Source organism: Paraburkholderia sp. MM5496-R1 (assembly GCF_050436205.1).
In the GTDB taxonomy this organism is placed as follows: Bacteria; Pseudomonadota; Gammaproteobacteria; order Burkholderiales; family Burkholderiaceae; genus Paraburkholderia; species Paraburkholderia tuberum.
Map to the genome: position 1 here is coordinate 2,194,474 of NZ_JBNDLT010000002.1, position 26,557 is coordinate 2,221,030.

The 26,557-nt window shown below is 63.9% G+C and carries 24 protein-coding genes and 1 tRNA gene; 18 read left to right on the forward strand and 7 right to left on the reverse strand.

What is annotated here, in order from left to right:
* Positions 1-227: 227 nt before the first annotated feature.
* The 3 genes from uvrA (at position 228) to OKW38_RS17045 (ending at position 5,734) form a co-directional block, all read left to right on the forward strand.
* Positions 228-3,101: an excinuclease ABC subunit UvrA gene (gene uvrA, locus OKW38_RS17035; protein ID WP_429362407.1), complete on the forward strand. Its 2,874-nt coding sequence runs from the start codon at positions 228-230 to the stop codon at positions 3,099-3,101.
* Positions 3,102-3,135: 34 nt separating this feature from the next.
* The gene (locus OKW38_RS17040; protein WP_429335712.1) at positions 3,136-4,221 is read left to right on the forward strand and encodes an AI-2E family transporter; all 1,086 of its coding nucleotides are present in this window, start codon (positions 3,136-3,138) and stop codon (positions 4,219-4,221) included.
* A gap of 286 nt (positions 4,222-4,507) precedes the next feature.
* Positions 4,508-5,734, forward strand: coding sequence for a PepSY-associated TM helix domain-containing protein (locus OKW38_RS17045; protein ID WP_429362409.1), 1,227 nt, complete (start codon positions 4,508-4,510; stop codon positions 5,732-5,734).
* Positions 5,735-5,792: 58 nt separating this feature from the next.
* Here OKW38_RS17045 and purU read toward each other — a convergent pair whose 3' ends face one another.
* The 5 genes from purU to OKW38_RS17070 form a co-directional block, all read right to left on the reverse strand.
* Positions 5,793-6,662, reverse strand: a complete 870-nt coding sequence (gene purU, locus OKW38_RS17050; RefSeq protein WP_429362411.1) for a formyltetrahydrofolate deformylase — start codon at positions 6,660-6,662, stop codon at positions 5,793-5,795.
* 84 nt (positions 6,663-6,746) lie between these two features.
* Positions 6,747-7,640, reverse strand: coding sequence for an NUDIX hydrolase (locus OKW38_RS17055; RefSeq protein ID WP_090802952.1), 894 nt, complete (start codon positions 7,638-7,640; stop codon positions 6,747-6,749).
* A gap of 73 nt (positions 7,641-7,713) precedes the next feature.
* The gene (locus tag OKW38_RS17060) at positions 7,714-8,328 is read right to left on the reverse strand and encodes a LysE family translocator (RefSeq protein ID WP_184027294.1); all 615 of its coding nucleotides are present in this window, start codon (positions 8,326-8,328) and stop codon (positions 7,714-7,716) included.
* A 172-nt stretch (positions 8,329-8,500) separates the two neighbouring features.
* Positions 8,501-9,067, reverse strand: coding sequence for an adenine phosphoribosyltransferase (locus tag OKW38_RS17065; protein WP_184062472.1), 567 nt, complete (start codon positions 9,065-9,067; stop codon positions 8,501-8,503).
* An 81-nt stretch (positions 9,068-9,148) separates the two neighbouring features.
* Positions 9,149-11,146 (reverse strand): cation:proton antiporter, encoded by a 1,998-nt coding sequence (locus OKW38_RS17070; RefSeq protein WP_090802948.1) that lies wholly within the window; start codon positions 11,144-11,146, stop codon positions 9,149-9,151.
* A 207-nt stretch (positions 11,147-11,353) separates the two neighbouring features.
* Between OKW38_RS17070 and kdsD the strand changes: the two genes are divergently transcribed.
* From kdsD to OKW38_RS17125, 11 genes are all read left to right on the forward strand, one after another.
* Positions 11,354-12,337, forward strand: coding sequence for an arabinose 5-phosphate isomerase KdsD (gene kdsD, locus OKW38_RS17075; protein ID WP_429362413.1), 984 nt, complete (start codon positions 11,354-11,356; stop codon positions 12,335-12,337).
* On the forward strand, positions 12,337-12,897 hold the full coding sequence (locus OKW38_RS17080; RefSeq protein ID WP_184026959.1) for a KdsC family phosphatase: 561 nt from the start codon (positions 12,337-12,339) through the stop codon (positions 12,895-12,897). Before kdsD ends, OKW38_RS17080 begins: the two co-directional genes overlap by 1 nt.
* Positions 12,894-13,481, forward strand: coding sequence for an LPS export ABC transporter periplasmic protein LptC (lptC, locus tag OKW38_RS17085; RefSeq protein WP_018419357.1), 588 nt, complete (start codon positions 12,894-12,896; stop codon positions 13,479-13,481). Before OKW38_RS17080 ends, lptC begins: the two co-directional genes overlap by 4 nt.
* A 39-nt stretch (positions 13,482-13,520) precedes the next feature.
* Positions 13,521-14,192 carry a lipopolysaccharide transport periplasmic protein LptA gene (gene lptA, locus OKW38_RS17090; RefSeq protein WP_090802944.1) on the forward strand — a complete coding sequence of 224 codons (672 nt, stop codon included), beginning with the start codon at positions 13,521-13,523 and terminating at the stop codon, positions 14,190-14,192.
* A gap of 17 nt (positions 14,193-14,209) precedes the next feature.
* Positions 14,210-14,986, forward strand: a complete 777-nt coding sequence (gene lptB, locus OKW38_RS17095; RefSeq protein ID WP_090805577.1) for an LPS export ABC transporter ATP-binding protein — start codon at positions 14,210-14,212, stop codon at positions 14,984-14,986.
* Positions 14,987-15,179: 193 nt separating this feature from the next.
* Positions 15,180-16,697, forward strand: a complete 1,518-nt coding sequence (locus OKW38_RS17100; protein WP_429336607.1) for an RNA polymerase factor sigma-54 — start codon at positions 15,180-15,182, stop codon at positions 16,695-16,697.
* A 170-nt stretch (positions 16,698-16,867) separates the two neighbouring features.
* Positions 16,868-17,224, forward strand: a complete 357-nt coding sequence (gene hpf, locus OKW38_RS17105; protein WP_027199628.1) for a ribosome hibernation-promoting factor, HPF/YfiA family — start codon at positions 16,868-16,870, stop codon at positions 17,222-17,224.
* 342 nt (positions 17,225-17,566) lie between these two features.
* On the forward strand, positions 17,567-18,082 hold the full coding sequence (locus OKW38_RS17110; protein WP_184026940.1) for a PTS sugar transporter subunit IIA: 516 nt from the start codon (positions 17,567-17,569) through the stop codon (positions 18,080-18,082).
* 80 nt (positions 18,083-18,162) lie between these two features.
* A complete protein-coding gene (gene hprK / locus OKW38_RS17115; protein WP_008921706.1) occupies positions 18,163-19,131 on the forward strand; it encodes an HPr(Ser) kinase/phosphatase in 969 nt (322 codons plus the stop codon).
* 98 nt (positions 19,132-19,229) lie between these two features.
* Positions 19,230-20,123 carry an RNase adapter RapZ gene (gene rapZ, locus OKW38_RS17120; protein WP_041734268.1) on the forward strand — a complete coding sequence of 298 codons (894 nt, stop codon included), beginning with the start codon at positions 19,230-19,232 and terminating at the stop codon, positions 20,121-20,123.
* A gap of 39 nt (positions 20,124-20,162) precedes the next feature.
* Entirely contained in the window at positions 20,163-20,798 is a 636-nt protein-coding gene (locus tag OKW38_RS17125; protein WP_184067043.1) for an LON peptidase substrate-binding domain-containing protein, read from the forward strand.
* A 68-nt stretch (positions 20,799-20,866) separates the two neighbouring features.
* Here the strand turns inward: OKW38_RS17125 and mutY are convergent, their stop codons facing one another.
* Positions 20,867-22,000 carry an A/G-specific adenine glycosylase gene (gene mutY / locus OKW38_RS17130; protein ID WP_429362415.1) on the reverse strand — a complete coding sequence of 378 codons (1,134 nt, stop codon included), beginning with the start codon at positions 21,998-22,000 and terminating at the stop codon, positions 20,867-20,869.
* A gap of 7 nt (positions 22,001-22,007) precedes the next feature.
* Positions 22,008-22,838, reverse strand: coding sequence for a bifunctional DNA-formamidopyrimidine glycosylase/DNA-(apurinic or apyrimidinic site) lyase (gene mutM / locus OKW38_RS17135; protein WP_090802940.1), 831 nt, complete (start codon positions 22,836-22,838; stop codon positions 22,008-22,010).
* 87 nt (positions 22,839-22,925) lie between these two features.
* Between mutM and OKW38_RS17140 the strand changes: the two genes are divergently transcribed.
* From OKW38_RS17140 to OKW38_RS17155, 4 genes are all read left to right on the forward strand, one after another.
* A complete protein-coding gene (locus OKW38_RS17140) occupies positions 22,926-24,767 on the forward strand; it encodes a tetratricopeptide repeat protein (protein WP_090802939.1) in 1,842 nt (613 codons plus the stop codon).
* Positions 24,767-25,399 carry a lipoprotein insertase outer membrane protein LolB gene (gene lolB / locus OKW38_RS17145; protein ID WP_184062483.1) on the forward strand — a complete coding sequence of 211 codons (633 nt, stop codon included), beginning with the start codon at positions 24,767-24,769 and terminating at the stop codon, positions 25,397-25,399. The genes OKW38_RS17140 and lolB overlap by 1 nt, the downstream gene beginning before the upstream one ends.
* Positions 25,400-25,487: 88 nt before the next feature.
* The gene (gene ispE / locus OKW38_RS17150) at positions 25,488-26,369 is read left to right on the forward strand and encodes a 4-(cytidine 5'-diphospho)-2-C-methyl-D-erythritol kinase (RefSeq protein ID WP_429362417.1); all 882 of its coding nucleotides are present in this window, start codon (positions 25,488-25,490) and stop codon (positions 26,367-26,369) included.
* A 52-nt stretch (positions 26,370-26,421) separates the two neighbouring features.
* A tRNA-Gln gene (locus OKW38_RS17155) sits at positions 26,422-26,498 on the forward strand.
* Positions 26,499-26,557 lie beyond the last annotated feature (59 nt).

Below are 26,557 nucleotides of genomic sequence, written 5' to 3' on the forward strand. Positions count from 1 at the left end.
AACAGGCAGGCGGCTAGCCCCGGCATATCGGCGGGACCGCGCCGACGAGACGCGCAAAGCCCGTGCCCCATCGCCCCCGCTCGCCCCTCGCGGCATCTTGTACTCACGGAAAACGGCCCCAGTTACGCCTTTTTCCCGCTGTCAGCACACCGTAACGGCGGTCTGGAAAAGTCGTTATAGTAGCAGGTTTGGCCTCTTTCCCTTTCCGCAGTTCATGGAATAAATCCGTGGAACAAATCCGTATTCGTGGGGCTCGCACCCACAACCTGAAGAACGTCAATCTCGACCTACCGCGTCACAAGCTCGTCGTTATCACGGGGCTTTCGGGCTCCGGCAAATCGTCGCTGGCGTTCGATACGCTGTATGCGGAAGGACAGCGGCGCTACGTCGAAAGTCTGTCCGCCTATGCGCGGCAGTTCCTGCAACTGATGGAAAAGCCGGACGTCGACCTGATCGAAGGCTTGTCGCCGGCTATCTCGATCGAACAGAAGGCGACCTCGCACAATCCGCGCTCGACGGTCGGCACCGTCACCGAAATCCACGACTATCTGCGTCTGCTGTTCGCGCGCGTCGGCACGCCCTACTGCCCCGATCACGAGATTCCGCTCGAAGCGCAAAGCGTGTCGCAGATGGTCGACGCGGCGCTCGCGCTGCCCGAGGAAACGCGCGTGATGATCCTCGCGCCCGTCGTCAGCGATCGCAAGGGCGAGCACACGGATCTGTTCGAGGACATGCAGGCGCAAGGCTTCGTGCGCTTTCGCGTGCGTTCGGGCGGCGGCACCGCCAACGAAGGCACTGCGAAAATCTACGAAGTCGACTCTCTGCCGAAGCTGAAGAAAAACGACAAGCACACGATCGACGTCGTGATCGATCGTCTGCGCGTGCGCCCCGACGTGAAGCAGCGCCTTGCCGAATCGTTCGAAACGGCGCTGCGTCTCGCCGACGGCCGCGCGATCGCGCTCGAAATGGATACGGACAAGGAGCACCTGTTCAGCTCGAAGTTCGCCTGCCCGATCTGCTCCTATTCGCTGCAGGAACTCGAGCCGCGCCTGTTCTCGTTCAACAACCCGATGGGCGCGTGCCCCGAATGCGACGGCCTCGGCCAGATTACGTTCTTCGATCCGAAGCGGGTGGTCGCGCATCCGTCGCTGTCGCTCGCGGCGGGCGCGGTGAAGGGCTGGGACCGGCGCAACCAGTTCTACTTCCAGATGCTGCAGAGCCTCTCAGCGTTCTACGACTTCGACATCGACACCGCGCTCGAGGACCTGCCGGAGAAAGTCCGCAAGATCCTGCTGTACGGTTCGGGCAAGCAGGAAATTCCGTTCTCGTACATCAACGAGCGCGGCCGCACGTCGGTGCGCGAGCACGTGTTCGAAGGGATCATCCCGAATCTGGAGCGGCGCTACCGCGAAACCGATTCGTCCGCGGTGCGCGAAGAACTCGCCAAATACCAGAATAACCAGCCATGCCCGGCGTGCGCGGGCACGCGGCTGCGTCGCGAGGCGCGCTTCGTGCGCATCGGCGCGGACAGCGACGCGCGCGGCATCTTCGAGATCAGCGGCTGGCCGTTGCGCGATGCGCTCGGCTACTTCCAGACCCTGCGTCTCGAAGGCTCGAAGCGCGAGATCGCCGACAAGGTCGTCAAGGAAATCGTCGCGCGTCTGATGTTCCTGAACAACGTCGGGCTCGATTACCTGTCGCTCGAACGCAGCGCCGAAACGCTGTCGGGCGGCGAAGCGCAGCGCATTCGCCTCGCTTCCCAGATCGGCTCGGGGCTGACCGGCGTGATGTACGTGCTCGACGAACCGTCGATCGGCCTGCATCAGCGCGACAACGACCGGCTGATCTCGACGCTCAAGCATCTGCGCGATCTCGGCAACTCGGTGATCGTCGTCGAGCACGACGAGGACATGATCCGCATGGCCGACTACGTGGTCGACATGGGCCCGGGCGCCGGCGAGCACGGCGGCATGGTGATCGCCGAGGGCACGCCGAAAGAGGTGCAGAAGAACGCGGCGTCGCTGACGGGCCAATACATGTCCGGCGCGCTCACGATCGAATACCCCGACGAGCGCAAGGATCCCGACGAGCGGCGCCTGCGCATCGTCGAAGCGTACGGCAACAATCTGCACAACGTCACGCTCGATCTGCCGGTGGGTCTTTTGACCTGCGTGACCGGCGTGTCCGGCTCGGGCAAGTCGACGCTGATCAACGACACGCTGTATCACGCGGTCGCGCATCATCTGTACGGCTCGGCCACGGAGCCTGCGCCGTACGAGTCGATCGAGGGCCTCGAGCACTTCGACAAGGTGATCAACGTCGACCAGTCGCCGATCGGCCGCACGCCGCGCTCGAATCCGGCCACCTACACGGGCCTTTTCACGCCGATCCGCGAGCTGTTCGCGGGCGTGCCGGCCGCCAAGGAGCGCGGCTACGATCCGGGGCGCTTCTCGTTCAACGTGAAGGGCGGGCGCTGCGAATCGTGCCAGGGCGACGGCGTGCTGAAGGTCGAAATGCACTTCCTGCCCGACGTGTACGTGCCGTGCGACGTGTGCCACGGCAAGCGCTACAACCGCGAAACGCTCGATATCCAGTACAAAGGCAGCAACATCAGCGAAGTGCTCGACATGACGGTCGAACACGCGTACGAGTTCTTCAAGGCCGTGCCGGTCGTCGCGCGCAAGCTGAAAACCCTGCTGGACGTGGGTCTCGGCTATATTCGCCTGGGTCAGTCGGCCACCACGCTGTCGGGCGGCGAGGCGCAGCGTGTGAAACTGTCGCTGGAACTGAGCAAGCGTGATACCGGTCGCACGCTATACATCCTTGACGAACCGACTACCGGCCTGCACTTTCACGATATCGCGCAGTTGCTGGAAGTCATACACCGGTTGCGTGACCAGGGTAATACCGTCGTGATCATCGAACATAATCTCGATGTAATCAAAACTGCGGACTGGGTCATCGATCTCGGCCCCGAAGGCGGCGCCGGCGGCGGGCAGATCATCGCCCAGGGCACGCCCGAGCAGGTCGCGAAGTCGAAGGCCAGTTTTACCGGCAAATATCTGGCGCCGCTGCTCAAGCGCGCCGCCACCACAAAGTAACGCTGCACTACCGAGGTTGGAGACGGGATAAGCCATGACCAAGCGTAATCAGGCGCACGAAGAAGATCGGGTGCAGGACCTGCGCCCGCGCCCGGTCAGGCTGACCAGCGACATGAGTCTGCCGAAGCTGTCGGCGGTCGAGATCGGCAGCTACGTGGTGATGCTGTTCGGCATGTGGGCGGTGATCGCACTGAAGCTGCTCGGCGCGCTGCTCGCCGGGCTGCTGGTGTTTCAGCTCGTGCATACGATCGCGCCGCGCATCGAGCGTCACATGTCGAGCAAGCGGGCGCGCTGGCTCGCGGTGGTGATTCTGTCGACGCTGATCGTCGGCGCGCTGACGGGACTCACGCTCGGCATCATCTCGCATTTCGAGAACGACGTGCCGAGCGTGCAGGCTCTGCTCGATCAGGCCATGCAACTGATCGACCAGGCGCGCGGCAGGATTCCCCAATTCGTCGCGAACTATCTGCCGGTCGACACCGAGCAGATGAAGACGAAGGCCGCCGAACTGATGCACACGCACGCGAACATGCTGCAGCAAAGCGGCACGACCGTGGCGCGCGCGTTCACGCACGTGCTGCTCGGCATGATCATCGGCGCGATCATCGCGGTCGGCGCGCAGAAGCATATCCAGCGGCTGCCGCTGTCCACCGCGTTCGTCACGCGCGTCACGCGTTTTGCCGACGCGTTTCGCCGCATCGTATTCGCGCAGGTGAAGATCTCCGCGCTGAACACGGTGTTCACCGCGATCTTCCTGCTGGTGATCCTGCCGGTTTTCCACGACCGGCTGCCGCTGTCGAAGACGCTCGTGCTCGTCACGTTCATCGTGGGTCTGCTGCCGGTGATCGGCAATCTGATCTCGAACACGATCATCGTCGCGGTCGCGCTGTCGGTGAGTTTTCCGGCGGCGATTATGTCACTTGTGTTCCTGATCCTGATTCACAAGCTCGAGTACTTCCTGAACGCGCGGATCGTCGGCGGGCAGATCGAGGCGCGCGCATGGGAGCTGCTGATCGCGATGCTGGTGATGGAAGCGGCGTTCGGTATCGCCGGGGTCATCGCGGCGCCGATTTTTTATGCGTACATCAAGCGGGAGCTCATTTATTTGCGGTTGGTGTGAGTTGGGCTGGGTCGAGTAGCAAAAGTCAGCACTCACTAGCGCTCTGCAGCACACGCGGCAGTCCACGCAGCCGACGAAAGCGCAAGCGGCACTTCGGTGCCGCTTTTCTTTTTGCTTCCCGCGACCCTGCATCGTCGCCTCTTGCTGACAGAAAACTTGCAGCCGACCACGTCAACCCCTAAGATGCGAACAATTCCTATTTACACCTAGTCCGCATCGTGACGTTTCACCCGATCTCGCACCCGCGTCTTCGTCTGGGTCCCTGTTGCGCGTTGCCGGCTCGCGCATGAGACGCCAGCTTGTCCGCCTGCACCGCTGGTTCGGCGTCGCGACCGCACTGTTTCTGTTCATCGCGGGCCTTACGGGCGCGATCATCGCGTGGGACCACGAGCTCGATGCCGCGCTGAACCCGTCGTTTTACCAGGCTCGCACGGCCGGGCCGACGCTGTCCGGCCTCGAACTGGCGAATCGCGTCGAAGCCGCCGATCCGCGTCTTCGGGTGACCTATCTGCCGCTCACGGTCGAACCGGGCCACACGCTGCAGATGATGGTGCTGCCGCGCACCGATCCGGCGACGAAGCAGCCCTATCCGCTCGATTTCAATCAGATCGCCGTCGATCCCGTCACCGGCAAGATCCAGGGATGCCGCGAGTGGGGCGCCGTGTCGCTCGCGCGACTCAACCTGATTCCGTTCATCTACAAGCTGCACTACACGCTGCAGTTGCCGTTTACCGGCGGTGTCGACCTTGGCACCTGGCTGATGGGGATCGTCGGCATCGTGTGGCTCTTTGACTGCGTGATTGCGCTGTGCCTGTCGTTTCCGAGCCTGAAGGCCTGGCGCAAGTCGTTCACGTTGCGCCTGAAACGCGGCGGCTATGCGTTGACGTTCGATCTGCACCGCTCCGGCGGCGTATGGATCTGGGGCCTGCTGGCGATCGTCGCGCTGACGTCGATTTCGATGAATCTGTCGTCCCAGGTGGTGCGGCCGATCGTGTCACGACTGTCGACGCTGACACCCGATCCGTTCAGCAACCCCGAAATCCTGCGCGCGCCGCAACCCGGCGATCAGGTGGTGAGCCGCGAGCGCATCGTCGAACTCGCCGGGCGGGCCGGCAAGGAAATGCATGTCGCCGCGCCGCCGGGCGCGCTCTACTACGCCGAATTCATGCACGCGTATGGCGTCGGCTTCTACACGTCCGGCAACGACCACGGCGACACCGGCCTCGGCAACCCGTGGATGTATTGGGACGCCGCCACCGGCAAGCGGCTCGCCGCGCGGATTCCCGGCCGAGGCACGGCCGGCGACATCTTCCTGCAGGTGCAGTTTCCGCTGCACTCGGGGCGCATCCTCGGTCTCGAGGGGCGGATTCTGATCAGCGCGGTGGGGGTGGCGGTGGCCGTGCTGAGCGTCACGGGCCTGCTGATCTGGCTGAAGAAGCTGAACGCGCGCCGTCGTTCCGCGCAAAACGCGAATCTCGCGAGAAGCACGGGCGGCGCGGCAGCGCGTTCGTAACACGAGCAGGTAAAGGACCGCGCCGACCTCGACCGGCGCAGTGTGACTGGCGCGGCTCCTAGCGGAACACCACCGTCTTGCTGCCGTTCAGCACGACGCGATGCTCCACGTGCCACCTCACCGCGCGCGCGAGCGTCACACACTCGACGTCGCGGCCGATCGCCGTCAGTTGTTCCGGCGTCATGCTGTGGTCCACACGCTCGACTTCCTGCTCGATGATCGGACCTTCGTCGAGATCGGTCGTCACATAGTGGGCGGTTGCGCCGATCAGCTTCACGCCGCGGTCGAACGCCTGGTAGTACGGCTTCGCGCCCTTGAAGCTCGGCAGGAACGAGTGGTGGATGTTGATCGCGCGGCCGGCGAGCGCCTCGCACAGGTTCGGCGACAGGATCTGCATGTAGCGCGCGAGCACCACGAGGTCGGCCTGATGCTCGTTGATCACTTCGAGCACGCGCGCTTCCTGCGCGGTTTTCGCTTCGGGCGTGCCGCCGAGCAGCGGGAAGTGATGGAACGGAATGTCGTAACTCGCGGCGAGCTGGTAGAACTCCTTGTGGTTCGAGATGATCGCCGGGATCTCGATGTTCAACTGACCGGTGCGGTAGCGGAACAGTAGATCGTTCAGGCAGTGGCCGATCTTCGACACCATGATCACGACGCGCGGCTTCACGTTCGCGTCGTGCAATTCCCAGCTCATGCCGAACTGCTCGGCGAGTGTCACGAACGACGCGCGCAGCGCGTCAAGCCCCGGATCGCCGCCCACCTGCTGAAAATGCACGCGCATGAAGAACTCGCCGGTGCGGCTGTCGCCGAACTGCGCGGAGTCGAGAATATTGCTGCCCCGCTCGAACAGAAAGCCCGACACGGCGTGAACGATGCCGGGCCGGTCGGCGCACGACAGTTTGAGGATAAAGCTGTGATCGGTCGACATGACCTCGGTGACTCCCTTCTTCAATGCGTGGTTTGTTTCAGTGGGTACTGGCTGCACGGGTTGAGCTCGACTGATGAGCCTGAGCTAGGCCAGCGCCGGCGGCGCGAACAGCGCGTCGATGCCCTCGCACGCGTCCTCGTCGATCCAGCGGCGGCGCAGCAGGCAATCGAGCGTCGCGAGGCTGGCATCGACGGTCAGCGCGCCTTCCTCGATCCAGCGCGCGACTTCGTCGATGCGCGCGAGCCGGTGTTCGCCCACCTCGCCGTCCTGGTTGCGCGGCGCGAAGTCGGCGGGCAGCGCGAGGTCGTAGATGAAAATCTGCTCGGCCTGCGTGCCTTCCGGCAGCGATTGCAGCACGTGCGCGGTGCGGCCCGCGACCGCGCTCGCCGCGATCTGCGCCGGAATGCCCGCCTCTTCCCAGCACTCCTTGACGATCGTCTCGGCGATGCCGAAGCCCCAGCCGATCCCGCCTGCGACGACGTTGTCGAGCATGCCGGGGTCGGTCGCCTTGGTATCGCTGCGGCGCGCGATCCACAATTGCGGTGCGCCACGCGGCGCCCCGCCAAAGGGCGCTCCGCCAAAGGGCGCCCCGCCATCCGCATATTCTACGACGCCGTTCAGATGCACCGCGTAGGTCATCGTGCCGAAGAAGCGCGACGCCGCGCGCTCGATATACGCGAGCGGCGGCGCGTCGAACGCATTGCGGATCGCGTACGTCTCGTTGCGCCAGCCGGGGATGCGACCATCGGCGGCGAGCGCGCCGATCACGGAAGCGAGCGCCGCGCTGCGCAGATCGACGGTATCGAACGTGGCGCAGAGCGTCACGCCGTCGTTCGCCATCTCGAACACGTCGGGCCAGCGCGCGAGCAGCGGCACGTCGCGCTCGCGAATCCACCCGACCTGTTCGGCGCCGATCAGAAACGGCCGATGCGCGTTCGCGTCGAAGCGGCGCGCGGCGGTGATGCAGGGCAAAGTCATCGGAAAACTCCAAACTGTCCGCCGTCGTGGCGAACCGGGGCAAAGCAGAAGCGGGCGGATTGCGTGACGAGCCTCAGTCGCGCAAGGCGACGCGAATCCCGATCGCGATGAACGTCGCGCCGGCCACGCGATCGAGCCACAGGCCCACGCGCGGCCGCCGTCTGAGCCAGCCGCCGATGATCCCCGCGCACACGCCGAATAGCGAAAACACCACGACGGTCTGCAGCATGAACAGCGCGCCGAGCTCCAGCATCTGCACGGTGACGCTCTGCGCGCCGTCCGGCTGCACGAACTGCGGCAGAAACACGACGAAGAACAGCGTGACCTTCGGATTCATCAGATTGCCGAGCACGCTCTGGCGAAACACCGTCGAAAGCGGCTGCGGCGCACGCTCGTGCGCGGTCGCGAGGCCCTGGCTGCGCAGCGCCTTGATGCCGATCCACACCAGATACGCGGCGCCGGCGAGCTTGATCGCTTCGAACGCGAGCGGCGACGAGCGCAGCAGCGCGGCGACGCCGAGCGCCGCGAGTGTCGTATGAAACGTGATGCCGGCGGCAAAGCCGAGCGCGGCGACCAGGCCGGCCGCGCGGCCCTGCGAGATGCCGCGCGCGAGCACCTGCAGATTGTCCGGGCCGGGCGCCACGGTGATCGCGATCGAGGTGGCAAGAAACAGCAGGAAGTTGGGCATCGTGGTGGCCTTCTGGTTGGGCGACTGGTGAACCATGATGGGTGAGCCATATCGTTGAGCCCGGTTGGTTTTGCTCGGCCAACGGGGCTTGTGCGGCTCATGCGACTTTAGCCGCTGGTACGGCGGGAAACGCTACCGCGCGTCACGGCACGCGCCGTGACTACCTCCCGGTTCAATGACCGTCGAAACTCGTCACGGTATAGAGCGCAAGACCGCCCTCGCCCAGCAGCTTCGAGCCGCCCAGTTCCGGCAGATCGACGATCGCCGCGCCTTCCACGACGACCGCGCCGAGCCGCTCGAGCAGCAGTTTGCCGGCCATCATCGTGCCGCCGGTCGCGATCAGATCGTCGATGATCACGACGCGGTCGCCCGGCTCGCACGCATCCTCGTGAATCTCGACGGTCGCGGTACCGTATTCCAGTTCATACGATTGCGAGATCCGCTTGTACGGCAGCTTGCCCGCCTTGCGAATCGGGATGAAGCCAACGCTCAACTCATGGGCGACGATCGGCCCGATGATGAAGCCGCGCGCATCGAGCCCGGCAATGTAGTCGAGCTTCGCGTCGATATAGCGCTGCACGAACAGGTCGATCAGCACACGCAGCGACTTCGGCTCGCGCAGCAGCGGCGTGATGTCGCGGAACTGCACGCCCGGCTGCGGCCAGTCGGGCACCGTGCGAATGTGACTTCTGATGTAGTCGGCCGCATCGAGCGGCGCGCTCGCGAGCGCCTTGGACATGATGTCTCCGGATGGACCTCGACAGGTCCGGTGAAAGGCTTGAATCACGGTCGCCCGCCAGAACGGGCCAGGCTCACGGGTTCAGGCTGCAGCGGCGCGGCGATGCTTCGACAGCCGCTCCTCGGCTTGCGCCAGTTGTTCGGGCAGACCGCGCAGCACCACGATGTCGCTCGCGCGCAGTTTCGTCGACGGGTCCGGTTCGACGCCGCGGATGCCGTGCCGGCGGATCGCGGTCACTTCGACACCGAGTTCGTACAGGCCCACCTCGGCGAGCGTACGGCCCACCGCGTCGGCGCTCTCGTCGACCGGCACCGATTGTAGCCGCACCTGCTCGTGGCCGTCGTCGTCGTCGATGTCGTCGGCGCCGTGGAAATAGCCGCGCAGCAGCGAATAGCGTTCGTCGCGCATCTCCTCGACGCGCCGCACCACGCGCCGCATCGGCACACCCATCACGACGAGCGTATGCGACGCGAGCATCAGGCTGCCCTCGACGATCTCCGGAATCACCTCCGTCGCGCCGGCGGCGAGCAGTTTCTCCAGATCGGCATCGTCGACGGTGCGCACGATGACCGGCAGCGTCGGCTCCATCTCGTGAATGTTGTGCAGCACGCGCAGTGCCGACGGCGTGTTCGCGTAGGTGATCGCGATCGCGGCCGCGCGATGCAGGCCGGCGGCCAGCAGCGACTCGCGCCGCCCCGCGTCGCCGAACACGACCGATTCGCCGGCTGCCGCGGCCGCCGCGACACGGTCGGGATCGAGATCGAGCGCGACATACGAGAGCCCTTCATGCTCGAGCATGCGTGCGAGGTTCTGCCCGGCGCGGCCGTAGCCGCAGATGATTACGTGGCCGCTCTGCTTCAGGCTTTGCGTGGCGATGCGCGTCATCTGCAACGACTGCATCATCCATTCGGTCGACGACAGCCGCAGCACGACACGGTCCGCGTTCTGGATCATGAACGGTGCGGCGAGCATCGACAGCAGCATCGCGGCGAGAATCGCCTGCAACAGCGTCGCGTCGACGAGATGTCGGTCGAGAATCAGGTTCAGCAGCACGAAGCCGAACTCGCCCGCCTGCGCGAGACCGATACCGGTGCGCATCGCGACGCCCGGCGTCGCGCCGAAGAGCCGCGCAAGGCCGGTGATCATGACCAATTTCAGCAGCACGGGGCCGAGGAAAAAGGCCAGCACGACGAGCGGATGCTCCCAGATCACGCGCGGATTGAGCAGCATGCCGGTGGTCACGAAGAAGAGCCCGAGCAGCACGTCGCGAAACGGCTTGATGTCCTCTTCGACCTGATGCCGATACGGCGTCTCGGCGATCAGCATGCCGGCGATGAACGCGCCGAGCGCGAGCGACAGCCCGAATTTGTCGGTGATGAACGCGGCGCCGAGCGTCACCAGCAGCAGATTGAGGACGAACAGCTCCTGCGAGCGGCGCCGCGCGACGACGTTGAACCAGCGCGTCATGAAGCGCTGCCCGACGATCAGCAGCAGCGCGAGGGCCACGACGATCTTGATCGCCGCGACGCCGAGCGCGCTGACCAGATTCTCCGAGCGGCCGCCGAGCGCCGAAATGATGATCAACAGCGGCACCACCGCGAGATCCTGAAACAGCAGCACGCCGAAGATATTGCGGCCGTGCTCGGTTTCGATTTCGAGCCGCTCCGCGAGCATCTTGCTGACGATCGCCGTCGACGACATCGCCAGCGCGCCGCCCAGCGCGACGCTCGCCTGCCACGTGATATGCACCCAACGCTCGAGCACGAAGCCGAGCGACACCGCCACCGCGACCGTGCCGATCACCTGCAGCAAGCCGAGTCCGAACACGAGCCGGCGCATCGTGCGCAGCTTGGCGAGCGAAAACTCGAGCCCGATCGAGAACATCAGGAACACGACGCCGAATTCCGCGAGATTCTGCGCCCCCGCCGAATCGGGAATCAGCCCGAACGCATGCGGCCCGACGACGATGCCGACCGTCAGGTAGCCGAGCATCGGCGGCAGATTCAGGAAGCGAAAGATCACCACACCCGCCACCGATGCCAGCAGCAGAAACAGCGTCATTTCGAGCGGGGAAATCATCGGCAAAAACGCATGGGTGAAGCGTCCTCGTTCGTCAGCGGAACCGCGCACGAGAACGCCGTGCGAGATGATTGATTGGGCCGGCAAAAAAGCTGCAAAAAGGCGGCAAAGCAGCTGAAAAAGGGGATTGTCGACAGGCCGATGCAGACAGCGGCTCGGCACAGCAGGCCCGGCGCGGCGAACAGGCGCCTTTGCTATACTCCGCGAATGATAGCGAAAATCAATGGCGACAGGGCACTCACGCTTGCTCGCGACGTACTCGACATCGAAGCGGACGCCGTGCGCGCGCTTCGCGACCAGCTCGACGGCAGTTTCGTCGGCGCGGTCGATTTCATCCTGGGTTGCCGTGGACGCGTGGTCGTCTCCGGCATCGGTAAATCCGGCCACGTGGCCCGCAAACTCGCGGCCACGCTGGCAAGCACCGGCACACCCGCGTTCTTCGTGCATCCGGCGGAAGCAAGCCACGGCGACCTCGGCATGGTGACCGCCGACGACGTATTTCTCGCGCTGTCCAATTCGGGCGAAACCGAGGAACTGATGGCGATCCTGCCGCTCATCAAGCGGATCGGCGCGAAGCTGATCGCGATGACGGGCCGTCCTGGCTCAAGCCTCGCGCAACTCGCGGATGTGCATCTGAATTCCGGCGTCGCGAAAGAAGCCTGTCCGATGAATCTCGCGCCCACCGCCAGCACCACCGCCGCGCTCGCGCTCGGCGATGCGCTCGCGGTCGCGGTGCTCGACGCGCGCGGCTTCGGCCGCGACGACTTCGCGCGCTCGCATCCGGGCGGCGCGCTCGGCCGACGCCTGCTCACCTACGTGCGCGACGTCATGCGCACCGGTGACCAGTTGCCGCAGGTCACCCCTGAGGCAACCGTCAGCGATGCCCTCTTCCAACTGACCGCGAAGCGCATGGGCATGACCTCGATCGTTGACCGCGAGGGCCGTGTGACGGGCATCTTCACCGATGGCGACCTGCGCCGCGTGCTCGAACGCGACGGCGATTTCCGCCAGCTGCCGATCGCCTCGGTGATGACCGCGGGCCCGCGCACGATCGGGCCGGATCATCTCGCGGTCGAAGCCGTGGAACTGATGGAGCGTTATCGTATCAATCAGATGCTGGTCGTCGACGAAACGGGCAAGCTGATCGGCGCGCTCAACATGCACGACCTGTTTTCGAAGAAGGTGATCTGATGGCCGTTGCTCCCCCTACCGCTACCGAACGCGCAAGCCGCGTGAAGCTGATGATTTTCGACGTCGACGGCGTACTGACCGACGGCGGCCTGCTGTTCACGGCGGAAGGCGACACGATGAAAGGCTTCAACTCGATGGACGGCCACGGCATGAAGCTGCTGCGCCAGGCCGGCATCGAAACGGCGCTCATCACCGGGCGCAAGTCCGGCATCGTGGCCGCGCGGGCGAAAGAAATGAACATCGCGCACGTCTACCAGGGCGTGCAGGACAAGCCACAGGCGTTCGCCGACCTGCTGCGGCAAACCGGCCTCACCGCCGAGGACTGCGGCTACATGGGCGACGACTGGGTCGATCTCGCGGTGATGCTGCGCGTCGGCTTCGCGGCCGCGCCGGCCAATTCGCATCCCGAAGTGATCGCGCGCGCCCACTGGGTCAGCGAGGCGCGCGGCGGTTACGGCGCGGCGCGCGAAGTGTGCGACACGCTGCTGCGTGCCCAGCACAAATATGAAGCACTGCTCGCGGCGGCGTGCAGCGGCGAGCAACGGGGCCTCGTGGGATGAACCAGTTTCGCCTGACTTCGCTGATCCCTCTCATCGCGATGGCGGCGCTCGCCGGCATCACGTGGTGGCTGCTGCAAGCCACGTTGCCGCGCAAGACCGACGACGAGGTGCGCCCGAAGGAACACACGCCGGACTACTTCGCCGACAACTTTTCGGTGTCCGAGCTCGACCAGTCAGGCGCGACGCAGTACCGGCTGACCGCGCAGTCGCTGGTCCATTACGAGGACGACGAAATGAGCGACCTCGTCAAGCCGGCGATGCGTGCGTTCCAGCCCGGCAAGCCGATCGTCACCGCGACCGGCGACACGGGCACGGTCAACGCGGATGCGTCGATCGTCAATCTGTACCAGAACGCGCGCATCCTGCGCGCGCCCGGCGGCGGCGATCCGCAGATGCAGGCCGATTCCGAGCATTTCAGGGTCCTCGTCAACGACGATGTGATCGAGACTGAAAAGCCAGTTAAACTTCAGCGCGGCATGTCCGTGATGACTGCCAGCGGCATGAAATACAACAATGTCACCCGGTTTATGCAACTGTTCGGCAATGTAAGAGGCGCAATCGCCGCGTCCGATTCCGGCCACTAAGCCAACGCATACCGGGTAATCCATTCCAGGCGTGACTGCATGAACGAATCGCACCCCCGTTTTGATACCGGCCGTTCGCGCGCGCTGTCCGCGTGCCGCGCCGCACTTGCTGCGCTCGTCGTCGCGCTGCCGCTCGTCGGCTTCGCGCCGCTTGCGCACGCGGACCGCGCCGACAAAGACAAGCCGCTGAACATCGAAGCGGACAACATGACTTACGACGACCTGCGGCAGGTCAGCATCTTCACCGGCCACGTGGTGGCCACCAAAGGGACGATCCTGATCAAGGCCGATCGCGTCGAAGTGTCGCAAGACCCGCAGGGCTACCAATTCGCGACCGGCACCTCGAGCGGCGGCAATCTGTCGTATTTCCGCCAGAAGCGCGAAGGGCTCGACGAATACATCGAGGGTACGGCCATCCGTATCGACTACGACGGCAAGCAGGATCTGACCACGCTGACCACCAACGCGACGGTGCGCCGCCTGCAGGGCATGACGACGCTGCTCGACCAGGTGCACGGTAGCGTGATCACCTACGACGGCCAGAACGACTTCTACACCGCGAAGTCAGGCAAGGACGTCGCCGGTCCGGGCAACCCGACCGGCCGCGTGCGCGCGATGCTGTCGCCGCGCAACGCCGGCGCCGCGCCGCTGACCGGCGCGTCGGCCACGCTCACGCCGTCCAACTCGATCCAGGGAGCGCCGAACCAGTGAGCACCATGAGCAGCACCATCGCGCCCCTCCCCCATAGGAAGCCGGCCGGCACCAGCAGTTCGCTGGTCGTGCGCAATCTGAAGAAGCGCTATGGCTCGCGCACGGTCGTCAAGGACGTGTCGCTCGACGTGAAGAGCGGCGAAGTGGTCGGCCTGCTCGGCCCGAACGGCGCCGGCAAGACCACGTCGTTCTACATGATCGTCGGCCTCGTGCCGCTCGACGCCGGCGAAATCGATCTGGACGGCAAGTCGATCAGCCTGCTGCCCATTCACAAACGCGCATCGCTCGGCCTGTCATATCTGCCGCAGGAAGCGTCGGTGTTCCGTAAGTTGAGCGTCGAGCAGAATATTCGCGCGGTGCTGGAATTGCAGCACGACGAAAACGGCAAGCGCCTCGGCAAAGACGTGATCACGTCACGCACCGAAGCGCTGCTCGACGAGCTTCAGATCGCGCATCTGCGTGAAAATCCGGCGCTGTCGCTGTCGGGCGGCGAGCGTCGTCGGGTTGAAATTGCGCGCGCGCTGGCAACCAATCCGAGCTTCATTCTGCTCGACGAACCGTTCGCCGGCGTCGACCCGATCGCGGTGCTGGAAATCCAGAAAATCGTCAAGTTCTTGAAGCAGCGCAATATCGGCGTCCTGATCACCGACCACAACGTGCGCGAAACGCTAGGTATCTGCGATCACGCGTACATCATCAGCGACGGCAGCGTGCTGGCCGCCGGCGCGCCTAGCGACATCATCGAAAACGAAAGCGTGCGGCGCGTCTATCTGGGCGAGCACTTCCGCATGTAAGCACGTACGGCGTCCCCGGCCAAGCGAGCGCGCGCGGCCGGCCGCGGCGCCATTTTTGCGGCACCCGCACATTCGTTGTCAGGCGGCGCAGGGTGGCGCCGCGCGGCGCGCCAAATTGGGCGTACCCATAAATTGCGAGTGCCGCAAGGTATCGCGGTCGTGGCAAACTCTCTACAATGAATCTCAACTTGCCATGAAAGCCAGCCTCCAACTCCGCCTATCGCAGCATCTTGCGCTCACGCCGCAACTGCAACAGTCCATCCGGCTGCTTCAGTTGTCGACGCTCGAACTGCAGCAGGAAGTCGCCATGGCGATCTCGCAGAATCCTCTCCTCGAAAACGAAGACGAGTGGATCGCGAGCCCGTTGCGGGTGGCATCCGACGGTTCCGTGATCGCCCAGACACCGGGCTCCTCGGCGCCGGCCGATCCGATGGCCGGCAACGGTTCGGCATCGTCCGAGGGCAACGGCGAGCGAGCCGAAAGCGGCGAGCCGCAGGGTGTCGACGAATACAATGGCCTTTCGGGCGACGGCGGCGGCGATACCTCGCAGTGGAACCTGGACGACTACGGCCGCTCCGGCAACGCGTCGGACGACGACGACCTGCCCCCGCTGCAAATCCACGAATCGAGCACGTCGCTGCGCGACCACCTGATGACGCAACTGCGCGTCACCCAGGCGAGCCAGCGCGACCGCGCGCTCATCACGTTCCTGATCGAATCGCTGGACGACGACGGCTATCTCGCCGCCACGCTCGAAGAAGTGCTGGCCGACCTGCCCGAAGAACTCGAAGTCGACGTCGACGAACTGAACGCCGCGCTTGCGCTGCTGCATAGCTTCGACCCATCAGGTGTCGGCGCGCGCTCCGCGTCCGAATGTCTGAAGCTGCAGTTGCTGCGGCTCGAGCCATCGCCCACGCGCACGCTTGCGCTAGACATTGTCAGCCATTACCTGGAACTGCTCGCCGCGCGCGATTTCACGCGGCTGCGCAAGCACCTTAAGGCCAGCGACGACGATCTGCGCAACGCGCATGTGCTGATCCGCTCGCTCGAACCATTTCCGGGCGCGGCCTATGGCAAGGCCGAAGCGGACTACGTCGTGCCCGACATCATGGTGCGCAAAACGGCACAGGGCTGGCTGGCGGAGCTGAATCCCGAGGTAGTGCCGAAGCTGCGGATTAACCATCTATACGCGAATATTCTGCGCAATAACCGCGGCGATCCGGGCAGTGGTTCGTTGCGCCAGCAACTGCAGGAAGCACGCTGGCTGATCAAAAATATCCAGCAGCGTTTCGAGACGATCCTGCGGGTTGCGCAGGCAATTGTCGAGCGTCAAAAGAGCTTTTTTGTGCACGGCGAAATTGCCATGCGCCCCTTGGTTTTGCGGGAAATAGCTGATACGCTGGGCCTACACGAGTCGACTGTCTCGCGTGTGACAACCGGCAAATACATGCTGACCCCATTCGGGACGCTGGAATTCAAGTACTTTTTCGGCTCACACGTTTCGACGGACACCGGCGGCGCGGCCTCCTCCACGGCCATTCGCGCGCTGATCAAACAACTGATAGGAGCGGAAAACCCGAAATCGCCACTTTCAGACAGTCGCATAGCCGAACTGCTGGCGGAACAGGGCTTCGTGGTCGCACGGCGTACCGTTGCGAAATACCGTGAGGCGCTCAAAATCCCGGCAGTCAACCTGCGCAAGTCTCTGTAGCCCGTCGCGTTTTGCAGCGGGCATTTACCGGCCGCTCCGCACCTGGCGGACAGGCCGGCCGCTGCGACCTGCCAGATGTCCGTCACCGGGGGGCGACACAGGCAAGCCGTCAGATCGACCGGACCTTTGTCATTGTGCGGACCAAGCGGCCATTAGCTTGGAGAAGCACTATGAATCTCAAGATCAGTGGACACCACCTCGAAGTAACGCCTGCGTTGCGCGAATACGTGATCACCAAACTGGACAGGGTGCTAAGACATTTCGATCAGGTCATCGACGGCAGTGTGGTCCTCTCGGTCGACAACCATAAGGAAAAGGACAAGCGTCAAAAGGTGGAAATCAACCTCCATCTGAAGGGTAAGGATATCTTCGTCGAGAGTTGTGACAGCGATTTGTACGCTGCAATCGATCTGATGATCGACAAGCTCGACAGGCAGGTGATACGCCACAAGGATCGTCTGCAAGGCCATCAGCACGAAGCGATCAAGTATCAGCCGGCGCCGCAACTGGACGTGCCGCCGCAATAGGAGAAATTAGAGGAAATTCCTCAATTCCCTTGAACTCGTCGAGCCGCCCGCGACCGGGCGGTTTTTCGTTTCAGCGCCCCGGTTCCCGCTCACCGCCGGTGCGTCTCGCCGAGGCCGATCCCAACCATTCCCGCAGAGGTTTGCGCAGCGCGACACGTGCCGCGGCGCAAGCGCTGAAAAACCTGATATGCATAGATGGCGCGCCGCACCATCGGCCGTCACCCTGTTCTATAATGTTCCAGTTACCATCGGGGTCAAGCCAGCTCTGATGAAGTACGGCCGATCGAAATCTAACGCTTTCGCGATCGACTCTGAGCGTCCGTCTTCGCCAGCATCGAACGAATGGAACGTCACTCAACCGCCCCGGTGGGGAGAACTCAGGCCACGTTTTCGCCTGTCAAAATGAATCGTTTAGCCAAATTTCTTCCCCTCGAGAACGTCGTCATCGGACTATCGGTCACCAGCAAGAAACGCGTGTTCGAGCAAGCGGGCCTGATCTTCGAGAACCAGAACGGCATCGCCCGCAGTACCGTCACAGACAATCTTTTTGCGCGAGAACGACTCGGCTCGACCGGGCTCGGCGAAGGCGTCGCAATCCCGCATGGGCGGATCAAGGGCCTCAAGCAGCCGCTCGCCGCATTCGTCAGACTCGCCGAACCGATCCCCTTCGAAGCGCCGGACGGCCAGCCGGTCTCGCTGCTGATCTTCCTGCTCGTCCCCGAACAGGCCACTCAACAGCACCTCGAAATTCTCTCCGAGATCGCGCAATTGCTGTCCGATCGCGACGCCCGCGAGCGGCTGCACACTGAAGAAGAACGCGAATCGTTGCATCGCCTGCTTACTCAGTGGCAACCTTGATGCAACGGCGGCGGTAGTTCATACGCGCCCGCACACGCAGCAAAGACCCGGCAAGCGGCTCACACTGGAGTCACTGACTCATGGATACGTCCAGCATCAACGCCCAAAGCATTTTCGACGACAACGCCGCCATGCTGAAGCTCAGCTGGCTCACGGGGCATGAAGGCTGGGAGCGCGGCTTTTCTTCGGAATCGGTCGCCAATGCCACGTCGAGCGCCGACCTCGTCGGCCACCTGAACCTGATCCACCCCAACCGGATCCAGGTGCTCGGCGACGCTGAAATCGACTACTACAAACGTCAGACCGACGAAGACCGCTCGCGCCACATGGCCGAGTTGATCGCGCTGGAGCCGCCGTTTCTCGTCGTCGCGGGCGGAGTCGCGGCGCCGCCGGAGCTGGTGCTGCGCTGCACGCGCTCGTCGACGCCGCTGTTCACGACGCCGACCTCGGCGGCCGCGGTGATCGATAGTCTGCGTCTTTACATGTCGCGCATTCTCGCGCCGCGCGCGACGCTGCACGGCGTGTTTCTCGACATCCTCGGCATGGGCGTGTTGCTGACCGGCGACTCGGGCCTCGGCAAGAGCGAGCTCGGCCTCGAACTGATTAGCCGAGGCCACGGTCTCGTCGCCGACGACGCCGTCGACTTCGTGCGCCTCGGCCCGGACTTCGTCGAAGGACGCTGTCCGCCGCTGCTGCAGAACCTGCTCGAAGTTCGCGGCCTCGGTCTGCTCGACATCAAGACGATCTTCGGCGAAACGGCGGTGCGCCGCAAAATGAAACTGAAGCTGATCGTGCAACTGGTGCGCCGCCCCGACGGCGAATTCCAGCGGCTGCCGCTGGAAAGCCAGACCGTCGACGTGCTCGGCCTACCGATCAGCAAGGTGACGATCCAGGTGGCCGCCGGCCGCAACCTCGCGGTGCTGGTCGAAGCGGCCGTGCGCAATACGATTCTGCAGCTGCGCGGTATCGACACGCTGCGCGATTTCATGGATCGGCAACGTCTCGCCATGCAGGATCCCGATAGCCAGTTTCCCGGCAAGCTGATCTGAAGCCCGCCACAGCGCCATGAAGCGCCCGCAGAAGGCAGGCCGCGGGCACGCGCATGGAGGCCAGATGCTATGATGAAATCTACGCTTTCGACGACTCCATGCGCATAATCCTGATCACCGGTATCTCCGGCTCCGGCAAATCCGTTGCCCTGAACGCGCTCGAAGACGCGGGTTATTACTGCGTCGATAATCTGCCGCCGCGTTTCCTGCAGCAACTCGCCACCTACCTCGCCGCGGACGGCCAGGATCGTCTCGCGGTCGCGATCGACGCGCGCTCCGGTTCGTCGCTCGACGAAATGCCCGCGATGATCCGCGACCTCAAGCGCTCGCACGACGTGCGCGTGCTGTTCCTGAGCGCGAGCACGCAGTCGCTGATTCAACGCTTTTCCGAAACGCGTCGCCGCCATCCGCTGTCCGGCTCGCCCGCGCACGATGCGGACGTTGGCCTGCTCACGTCGCTCGCCGAAGCGATCGAACGCGAGCGCGAACTGGTCGCGGGACTTGCCGAATTCGGCCATCAGATCGATACGAGCAATCTGCGCGCGAACGTGCTGCGCGCATGGGTCAAGCGCTTCATCGAACAGGAGGACGCGGGGCTCGTGCTGATGTTCGAGTCGTTCGGCTTCAAGCGCGGCGTACCGCTCGACGCGGATTTCGTATTCGACGTACGCACGCTGCCGAACCCATACTACGATCATGAATTGAGGCCGCTCACCGGCCTCGACAAACCGGTCATGGATTTTCTCGATGCGCAGCCGGTCGTCCACGAGATGATCGACGACATCGAGAAGTATCTGTCCAAGTGGCTGCCGCATTTCCGCGACGACAATCGCAGCTACCTGACCGTCGCAATCGGTTGCACGGGCGGCCAGCACCGCTCGGTATTTATCGCGGAGACGCTTGCCGCGCGTCTCGCAACATCGGCGAATGTGATTGTGCGGCACCGCGATGCGCCGGTCGACGTCGGCGAATCATCGAAGCTGGTGGCTTAACCGGCCGCATCGCGCGGCCTTAACCCGAAGCGTTGCGCCATGTCCTCTACACCTACTGTGTACGCCGATTTGCCGCTGTTTCCGCTGCATACGGTGCTATTTCCCGATGGCTTGCTGCCGCTCAAAATCTTCGAAGCGCGCTACCTCGACATGGCGCGCGACTGTCTGCGCGAAAAAACACCGTTCGGCGTTTGCATGCTGAAAAGCGGCGCGGAAGTCGCGCGCGAGGAAGAACCTTCGGTACCTGAAACGATCGGCTGTCTCGCCGAAATCGACGAGTGCGACGTCGAAGCATTCGGCATGCTGCTGATTCGCGCGCGCGGCACGACGCGCTTTCGTCTGTTATCGCATCGCGTCGAAGCGAGCGGTCTGCTGGTCGGCATGGCCGAGCCGCTCGCCGATGATCTCCCGCTCGAGGGCAATGAGCTATTGGCCAAATTCGGCGCGTGCGCGGAAGTGCTCGAGCGGATCATCGCAACGATCCGCGAACGCGATCCGGACAGCCTACCGTTCGCCGAGCCGTTCCGGCTCGACGATCCGTCGTGGGTGTCGAACCGTCTCGCCGAGGTGCTGCCAATCGCGTTGCGCGCACGGCAAAAGCTGATGGAATTAACCGATGCCGGGGCACGCATCGACGTCGTGCATCACTACATGCAACAGCATCAGTTGCTGTGAAATCCTGAAGTCGTGAAGGCTGCCGCGTCGGCCCCAAGTCGCCCGCTCAGCACCTCCGATCCATTCCGCTAGAGCAACGAACCATGCAGACTGGCGAGCAGCTTGCGCACCGGCGCCGGCACGCCGAACGAATCCAGATCGCTGAGCGCAACCCATGCGGTGTCCGCATCGTTGAGCGCGGCCAGGGCGCCGACACCGCGATCGAACTCCGCAAGCCGCGGTTCGATATCGAGCTTGAAATGCGTGAATACGTGTGAGAACGACGCGAGCGCGGACACTTCGCCGTCGCCGCCGAACGCGCGCGCCCGCTCGGCCAGCGATGCTTCGTCGGCAGCTTCGGGCAGACTCCACAGACCACCCCAGATGCCCGACGGTGGACGCCGCTCGAGCATCACCGCATTGCCGTCGCGCAGCAGCAGCATCCACGTACGGCGTGTCGGCACCGCTTTCTTCGGGCGCGCGGTCGGCAATTCACGTTGACGTCCGGTGACGTTGGCAACGCAGTCCGGCGCGAACGGACAGCGCGTGCAATCGGGTTTGCCGCGCACGCACAATGTCGCGCCGAGATCCATCAAGCCCTGCGTGTACCCGCTGAGCTCCGCGTTCGACGCATTCGACGGCAGCAGTGACTCCGCGAGCGTCCACATTGCGTTCTCGACTTTCTTCTCGCCCGGAAAGCCTTCGACGCCGAACACGCGCGCGAGCACGCGCTTCACGTTGCCGTCGAGAATCGTCGCGCGCGCGCCGAACGCGAACGACGCGATCGCCGCGGCCGTCGAGCGCCCAATGCCGGGCAACTCGACGAGCTCATCGACCGACGCGGGAAACGCGCCGCCATGCTGCTCGACGACGACCTGCGCGCAGCGATGCAGATTGCGCGCGCGCGTGTAGTAGCCGAGGCCGGCCCACAGCGCCATCACGTCATCGGACGGCGCGGCGGCGAGCGCGGCGACATTCGGGAAACGCGCGAGAAATTTCGCGTAGTACGGAATCACCGTCGACACCTGGGTCTGCTGCAGCATGATTTCGGACAGCCAGATACGATACGGATCGCGCGTGTTCTGCCACGGCAGATCGTGGCGGCCGTGCTGGCGCTGCCACGCGATCAGCCGCGCGGAAAACTCGGGCATCGGCGCAAACGCGGGCGTGGTGTCGGACGCGCTGGAGCGCGCGCCGGTCGTTGGGGTCAGGCGGGAAGGCATCGAGAATCTAGCGCTGGCAAGTGGGACAGAAGTACGTGGAGCGTTGCCCCTGCACGATCTGTTTGATTGGCGTTCCACACACGCGGCATGGCAGGCCCGCACGATCGTAGACGAAGTAGTCGAGCTGAAAATAGCCGCTTTCGCCGTCGCTGCCGACGAAATCGCGCAGCGTGCTGCCGCCCTTGTCGATCGCGGCGGCGAGCGTCACGCGCACGGCATCGGCCAGCAGTTCATAACGCACGAGCGACACGCGGCGCGCCGCGGTGGTCGGCCGGATGCCCGCGCGAAACAGACTCTCCGACGCGTAGATATTGCCCACGCCGACCACGATGTCCCCCGCCAGCAGCGCCTGCTTCACCGACACCTTGCGCCCGCGCGTCAACCGATGCATCAGCGCGCCCGAAAAAGCCGGCGAGAAAGGCTCGACGCCAAGGCTCGCGAGCAGCGGATGTTCGAGGATGTCGCCTGCTTCGCGCGGATGCCATAGCACCGCGCCGAAGCGGCGGGGATCACGATAGCGCAGGATAAAGTCGTCGAAGATCCAGTCGACATGATCGTGCTTCGCCGCGGCAGGCGGATGCGGCACATGACGCAGAACGCGCAACGTGCCCGTCATGCCGAGGTGGACGATGAACCACCCAGCGTCGATTTCGAACAGCAAATACTTGCCGCGTCGCTCGACTTTGCGCACCACGTGGCCGCGCAAGGTTTTCGCAAGGTCGGCCGGAATTGGCCAGCGCAGCGCGGCCGTCCGCACGTCGACGCGCTCAACCTTGCGCCCGGACACATACGGTTCGATCCCCCGTCGGGTAACCTCGACTTCTGGCAACTCTGGCATGGCTGATTGGTCTGCTACTTGCGTGAGTGGTTGTGCGCGTATTGTAGCGAGCGCGTTACAATCGACTGAAACATTGAACGGATTTCCATGAACGTGTCCTTCGTGAAGCTGCTATCAAAGCGCCGCGCGCGCGTGTCCAACGTGCCGCTCGCCGTGTCCGCTCGCCGGATGCTCGGTGCGGCCGCGCTCGGATTGTGTGCGCTGGCCGCCGTGCCCGCGCATGCGCAGGACCCGTCGCCGGATTCCGACGACACGTCGGTCACGATGCCGGACCCGCTGGGTCCGGCAACACCTGAAGACGAAAAGTCGCTGCCCGGCGTACCGCTGTCGAGCCAGATCGTCTTCCAGGTGCTGGCCGCCGAGATCGCGCTGCAGCGCGACCAGCCGGCACCGGCCTATCAGACCTACCTCGCGCTCGCGCGCGACACTCACGACCCGCGCATGGCGCAACGCGCCACCGAGATAGCGCTGGCGGCGCAGAGCCCGTCGGACGCGCTCGCCGCCGCGCAACTGTGGCAACAGTACGCGCCGAGTTCGGAACGCGCCGCCCAGCTCGACGCGTCGCTGCTCGTGCTGTCTGGCAAGCCCGACGATGCTTCGCAAATCCTGTCGCAAGAACTGGCGAAGGTACCCGAGGAAAATCGCGGCAGCGCGATCCTCGCGCTGCAACTGCTGTTGTCGCGCGGCCCGAACCGCGTCGGTGGCCTGCACGTGTTGCAGGACCTGCTGAAGAACGACATGAACCGGCCGGAGGCGCAACTGGCCCTCGCGCGTCAGCAGTTGCTGGCCGACGACGCGCCGGGCGCGCACAAGTCGCTCGAGCAGGCGCTCACGATCAAGCCCGACTATCTGCCGGCGGCGTTGATGCTGTCGCAAATGGGTCCGGAGGAGCGCAAGGAAGGCATCGCGTCGCTCGAAAAGTACGTGCAGCAGAATCCGAAATCGCATGACGCACGGCTCGCGCTGGCGCAGATGTATCTTGCCAGCGACCGTCTCGACGACGCGCAGAAGCAGTTCGAACTCATGCGCAAGGCAAACCCCAACGACTTGACACCGCTGATGGCCCTCGCGCTGATCAAGATCCAGCAGAAGAATCTCCCCGAAGCGCAGACGTATCTGGTGCAGTACGCGCAGCAGGCCGAGAAGACGCCGGGTGTCGATGCGGGCCAGGCCTACATCTACCTCGCGCAGCTAGCGCTCGAACAGAAGAATGAGGCGGCCGCGAGCGACTGGCTGAACAAGATCTCGCCAGCGAGTCAACAATACCTGGCCGCGCAGATTACCCGCGCGCAACTGCTCGCGAAACAGGGCAAGACCGAGGAGGCGCGCCAGTTGCTTTCCAACTTGCAGACCTCCGATCCGCGTGATGTGGCGCTGATCGCGCGCACCGATGCGGCGATCCTGTTCGACGCGAAGCGCTACCCGGAGGCCGAAGCGCGTCTGCAGCAAGCCACGGCGAACTTTCCCGACGACCCCGACCTCACCTACGACTACGCGATGGCCGCCGAGAAAACCGGCCATTACGACATCATGGAAGCGCAGCTGCGCAAGCTGATCCAGACGCAGCCGGACAATCCGCAGGCGTATAACGCGCTCGGCTATTCGCTCGCAGATCGCAACCAGCGCCTGCCAGAGGCGGACAAGCTGGTCGAGAAGGCCTCGGCGCTCGCACCGAACGATGCGTTCATCATGGACAGCGTCGGCTGGGTCAAGTACCGGATGGGTGACACGGCCGATGCGATCAAGCTGCTGCGCAAGGCATACAGCCTCCAGCCGAACGCGGAAATCGGCGCGCACCTCGGCGAAGTGCTGTGGAAGGCCGGCGAGCAGGAACAGGCGCGCGCCGCGTTTCGCGAGGCTCGCAAGCTCGAACCCGACAACGAGACGCTCGTCAAAACGTTGCAACGTCTTCAGGTAAACAATCTTTGATGCGTCTTTCGCGTTTGATTTCTTTTTCCAGGGCGCCGCGCGGCATGGCGGTTGGTTTCGCGGCGGCGGCGGTTGTCGCGCTGGCCGGCTGCGCGTCGGTGAAGCCGCAGGGGCCGTCCACGTCGAACGCCGCCACCGAAGTCACCGCGCAGACGAGCCGCTCGTATCAGGGCCGCTTCGCGATCCAATACAACGATCAGAACGGCCAGCAGCGCAACGCCTACGGCAATTTCTCGTGGCAGGAAACGGGCGACACCGTCACGCTGCAGTTGCGCAATCCGCTTGGCCAGACGCTGGCCATCGTGACTTCGTCGCCGGCTTCGGCCACGCTCGAATTGCCGAACCGCCAGCCGCTCACCGCCGATAACGTGTCGACGCTGATGCAGAACGCGCTCGGCTTCACGCTGCCGGTCGAAGGGTTGCGCTACTGGCTGCAACCGTCGCCGGCGCCGACTTCGCGCGCGAAGACCGAGAAGGATCCGGAGCAACCGTCGCGCCTGAAGCAGATCACCCAGGACGGCTGGACGATCGACTATGTGGCCTATGCCGATGCGCCAGCCACCGGCGTGAAGCGCCTCAATCTGAGCCGCTCGGAGCCGCCACTCGACATCAAGCTCGTGCTGGATCAGTGAGTCGTTCTTGCTGGGCCTTTTGTCCAGCATCCGCTCACGTAACCTTGCTACCCGTTTGGCGCCACCGTGGCGCATATAGCCTTCACTCATGATCGAAACAAGCAATTCGCTGCGCGACTGTCTCGCGCCAGCGAAACTCAATCTCTTCCTGCACATCACCGGCCGTCGGCCGGATGGTTATCACACGCTGCAGACGGTCTTCCAGTTGCTTGACTGGGGCGACACGCTGCACTTCACGCGACGCGACGACGGTTTCATCACGCGCCGCACCGAAATCGCCGACGTGCCACCCGAGCATGACCTGACCGTACGCGCCGCGACGTTGCTGAAGGTACATACGGGCTCCCGCGAAGGCGTCGATATCGAAATCGACAAGCGCCTGCCGATGGGCGCGGGCCTCGGCGGCGGCAGTTCCGATGCGGCGACGACGCTGCTCGCGCTCAATCGCCTGTGGAAGCTCGATCTGCCACGTCAGGAGTTGCAGGATCTTGCGTTGAAACTCGGCGCGGACGTGCCTTTCTTCGTATTTGGAAAAAATGCGTTTGCAGAGGGTGTCGGAGAATCATTGGACGTTGTACAATTGCCGCCGCGTTACTTCCTGGTAGTGACGCCGAGGGTGCAGGTTCCGACTGCAGCGATTTTTTCCGAAAAAGCGTTGACAAGAGATACAAAGCCCCTCAAAATTACGGACTTTCCTGCAGAACACAGCTGCAACACTGAATGGCCAGAAAGCTTCGGCCGGAATGACATGCAGCAAGTTGTCGTAGGAAAGTACGCGGAAGTAGCGCAAGTGTTGCGGTGGTTTGAAAGCATCGCGCCAGCGCGGATGTCCGGATCGGGTGCCAGCGTTTTTGCAGCGTTCCGTAGCAAAGCTGAAGCAGAAGCGGCGCAAGCCAAACTGCCCGGCGAGTGGAACAGCGCAGTAGCAGCGGGCTTGGATCAGCATCCACTCTTTGCTTTCGCGTCATAAGTTTTGCATCGTCGAACGAAACTCCACGTTCGGCGGAGCTCAAAGTTAGTGTAGGGGAGTCGCCAAGCTGGTTAAGGCACCGGATTTTGATTCCGGCATGCAAAGGTTCGAATCCTTTCTCCCCTGCCAAAAATTCTCGTAGTTCGCTGTAGTTCGCATTTCTCCCGCCCCCAGCCTGAAGTAGGTGC

What these genes read in the sequence shown, in the direction of transcription:
- OKW38_RS17070 (WP_090802948.1), bottom strand. Translation starts at nt 11,146, where the DNA reads ATGATTTCCCCGCTCGAAATGACGCTGTTTCTGCTGCTGGCATCGGTG.
- lptA (WP_090802944.1), top strand. Translation starts at nt 13,521, where the DNA reads ATGAACGAATCGCACCCCCGTTTTGATACCGGCCGTTCGCGCGCGCTG.
- OKW38_RS17055 (WP_090802952.1), bottom strand. Translation starts at nt 7,640, where the DNA reads ATGACTTTGCCCTGCATCACCGCCGCGCGCCGCTTCGACGCGAACGCG.
- OKW38_RS17110 (WP_184026940.1), top strand. Translation starts at nt 17,567, where the DNA reads ATGGAACGTCACTCAACCGCCCCGGTGGGGAGAACTCAGGCCACGTTT.
- purU (WP_429362411.1), bottom strand. Translation starts at nt 6,662, where the DNA reads ATGTCGACCGATCACAGCTTTATCCTCAAACTGTCGTGCGCCGACCGG.
- OKW38_RS17045 (WP_429362409.1), top strand. Translation starts at nt 4,508, where the DNA reads ATGAGACGCCAGCTTGTCCGCCTGCACCGCTGGTTCGGCGTCGCGACC.
- kdsD (WP_429362413.1), top strand. Translation starts at nt 11,354, where the DNA reads ATGATAGCGAAAATCAATGGCGACAGGGCACTCACGCTTGCTCGCGAC.
- OKW38_RS17140 (WP_090802939.1), top strand. Translation starts at nt 22,926, where the DNA reads ATGAACGTGTCCTTCGTGAAGCTGCTATCAAAGCGCCGCGCGCGCGTG.
- ispE (WP_429362417.1), top strand. Translation starts at nt 25,488, where the DNA reads ATGATCGAAACAAGCAATTCGCTGCGCGACTGTCTCGCGCCAGCGAAA.
- OKW38_RS17080 (WP_184026959.1), top strand. Translation starts at nt 12,337, where the DNA reads ATGGCCGTTGCTCCCCCTACCGCTACCGAACGCGCAAGCCGCGTGAAG.
- rapZ (WP_041734268.1), top strand. Translation starts at nt 19,230, where the DNA reads ATGCGCATAATCCTGATCACCGGTATCTCCGGCTCCGGCAAATCCGTT.
- OKW38_RS17125 (WP_184067043.1), top strand. Translation starts at nt 20,163, where the DNA reads ATGTCCTCTACACCTACTGTGTACGCCGATTTGCCGCTGTTTCCGCTG.
- OKW38_RS17100 (WP_429336607.1), top strand. Translation starts at nt 15,180, where the DNA reads ATGAAAGCCAGCCTCCAACTCCGCCTATCGCAGCATCTTGCGCTCACG.
- OKW38_RS17040 (WP_429335712.1), top strand. Translation starts at nt 3,136, where the DNA reads ATGACCAAGCGTAATCAGGCGCACGAAGAAGATCGGGTGCAGGACCTG.
- hprK (WP_008921706.1), top strand. Translation starts at nt 18,163, where the DNA reads ATGGATACGTCCAGCATCAACGCCCAAAGCATTTTCGACGACAACGCC.
- lptC (WP_018419357.1), top strand. Translation starts at nt 12,894, where the DNA reads ATGAACCAGTTTCGCCTGACTTCGCTGATCCCTCTCATCGCGATGGCG.
- OKW38_RS17060 (WP_184027294.1), bottom strand. Translation starts at nt 8,328, where the DNA reads ATGCCCAACTTCCTGCTGTTTCTTGCCACCTCGATCGCGATCACCGTG.
- mutY (WP_429362415.1), bottom strand. Translation starts at nt 22,000, where the DNA reads ATGCCTTCCCGCCTGACCCCAACGACCGGCGCGCGCTCCAGCGCGTCC.
- lolB (WP_184062483.1), top strand. Translation starts at nt 24,767, where the DNA reads ATGCGTCTTTCGCGTTTGATTTCTTTTTCCAGGGCGCCGCGCGGCATG.
- OKW38_RS17065 (WP_184062472.1), bottom strand. Translation starts at nt 9,067, where the DNA reads ATGTCCAAGGCGCTCGCGAGCGCGCCGCTCGATGCGGCCGACTACATC.
- hpf (WP_027199628.1), top strand. Translation starts at nt 16,868, where the DNA reads ATGAATCTCAAGATCAGTGGACACCACCTCGAAGTAACGCCTGCGTTG.
- mutM (WP_090802940.1), bottom strand. Translation starts at nt 22,838, where the DNA reads ATGCCAGAGTTGCCAGAAGTCGAGGTTACCCGACGGGGGATCGAACCG.